This is a genomic window from Priestia sp. P5_B4, from assembly GCF_056400385.1.
This window is the reverse complement of record NZ_JBFULJ010001519.1, coordinates 1-530: the sequence shown is the minus strand read 5'-3', so window position 1 is coordinate 530 and position 530 is coordinate 1. Positions and strand designations below refer to the sequence as shown.

General features: G+C 44.3%; 1 protein-coding gene. It reads left to right on the top strand.

All coding sequences use genetic code 11. The annotated features are described in order from the left end of the window. Positions 1–530 (top strand): precorrin-3B C(17)-methyltransferase (gene cobJ / locus AC1DRF_RS31930; RefSeq protein ID WP_477742819.1); only part of this gene is annotated, 530 nt, incomplete at both ends.

Genomic DNA, 530 nt, shown 5'->3' with positions numbered 1-530 from the left:
AGTGATATGATCATCGGTTACAAAACCTATGTGGAATTAATTCAAGGACTGTTAACGAATCAGCAAATTATTAGTACGGGAATGACCGAAGAAGTAAGCCGTGCACAGGAAGCTGTAAAGCAAGCCGAAGCAGGAAAAACCGTAGCTGTCATTTCGAGCGGAGATGCAGGAGTATACGGAATGGCAGGCCTTGTATATGAAGTGTTGATTGAAAAAGGCTGGAAAAAAGAAACGGGCGTAGAGCTGGAAGTAATTCCTGGCATTTCGGCTATCAATTCATGCGCATCTCTCCTTGGAGCGCCCGTGATGCACGATGCTTGTACGATTAGTTTAAGTGACCACCTTACGCCGTGGGATCTAATCGAAAAAAGAATTGAAGCAGCTGCACAAGCAGATTTTGTAGTGGCTTTTTACAACCCAAAGAGCGGAAGACGAACAAGACAAATTGTTGAAGCGCAAAGGATTCTATTAAAGTACCGTTCTCCTGATACGCCTGTTGGTCTTGTGAAAAGCGCTTATCGTGACCGTGA